Origin of the sequence: Mycolicibacterium septicum DSM 44393, from assembly GCF_000455325.1 — a bacterium.
Classification (GTDB): Bacteria; Actinomycetota; Actinomycetes; order Mycobacteriales; family Mycobacteriaceae; genus Mycobacterium; species Mycobacterium septicum.
The window spans coordinates 3,913,450-3,914,856 of record NZ_HG322951.1 but is presented as its reverse complement, the minus strand read 5'-3'; the positions used below and the strand labels follow the sequence as shown (position 1 = coordinate 3,914,856).

The window sequence follows — 1,407 nt, the reverse complement described above, 5'->3', positions numbered from 1 at the left end:
TGCCGGAATCGACGATGGCGCAACGGATCAGCCGCGCCAAGCGCACTGTCACCGAGGTGCGGCTGGACCGCCCCGGGGACCTGGGCACCGTGCTACGCGTGCTGTACCTGGTGTTCAACGAGGGCTACAGCGGCGACGTCGACCTGGCCGCCGAGGCGATCAGGCTGGCCCGCCAATTGGCCAGGACCACCGATGATCCGGAGGTCGGTGGCCTGCTCGCGCTGTTCCTGCTGCACCATGCCAGGCGTCCGGCGCGTACCCGTGCCGACGGGACCCTGGTCCCCCTGGCGGAGCAGGACCGCACGCTGTGGCGGCGCGATCTCATCGCCGAGGGCGTGTACGTACTGCAAGCCGCACTGGCTCGGGACCGGCTCGGCGAATACCAGGCGCAGGCGGCGGTCGCGGCGCTGCACGCCGACGCGCAGGCGGCCGAGGAGACCGACTGGGTGCAGATCGTCGAGTGGTACGACGAACTCGTCGCGCTCACCGACAGCCCGATCGTGCGACTCAACCGCGCCGTCGCGGTCGGTGAGGCCGATGGGCCGCAGGCGGGTTTGGCAGCGCTCGCCGAACTCGACCCGGCGCTGCCGCGCCACACCGCCGCGTCGGCATACCTGCACGAGCGTGCGGGCGACATCGCGACGGCCGCACGGCTCTACGTGGAGGCGGCGGCGGAGGCGCAATCACTGGCCGAGCGCAACCATCTCACTCTGCGCGCATCTGTCCTGCACGGTCAGATTTCCAGGGAGGACGGTTAACCTCCTAGGTGTGGGCAACAGTCGGATGAGGGTGTTGATCATCGGTGGGGGATTCGGCGGTCTGTTCTGTGCGCGCCGATTGGGCGGAACCGACGTCGATGTCACTCTGCTGGACCGGGCCGCGGGGCATCTGTTCCAGCCCCTGCTCTACCAGTGCGCCACCGGGACATTGAGCTTCGGACAGATCAGCCGCCCGCTTCGCGAAGAGTTCGAGCGACACCGCAACGTCACCACACTGCTCGGCGAGGCGATCGACATCGACCCGCAGCTGCGTCAGGTCACCGCCCGCAGGCCGGACGAGACGACGTTCACCCTCGACTACGACGTACTCGTGGTGGCCGCTGGGATGCGGCAGTCCTACTTCGGCAAAGAGCACTTCGCCCAGTGGGCCCCTGGGATGAAGACGCTCGACGATGCGGCCAACATCCGGCAGCGGGTGTTCACCGCCTTCGAGATCGCCGAGACGTTGCCGCCGGGGCCCGAGCGTGACGGTTGGCTCACGTTCGCCGTCACCGGTGGCGGCCCCACCGGGGTGGAGCTGGCCGGGCAGATCCGCGAGATGGCAACCCGCACCCTGGCCCACGAGTTTCACAGCATCGAGCCCGAGGAAGCCCGGGTGCTGCTGTTCGACGGTGGAGAGCGGGTTTTG

Annotated in this window: 2 protein-coding genes; both read left to right on the top strand. The window is 68.9% G+C overall.

Features of this window, described 5'->3' with window-relative positions:
* Window positions 1-758: DUF6596 domain-containing protein (locus TX88_RS18455; RefSeq protein WP_044518648.1), on the top strand; the 758-nt coding region annotated here is incomplete at its 5' end.
* 25 nt (window positions 759-783) lie between these two features.
* Window positions 784-1,407: NAD(P)/FAD-dependent oxidoreductase (locus TX88_RS35210; protein ID WP_244438530.1), on the top strand; the 624-nt coding region annotated here is incomplete at its 3' end.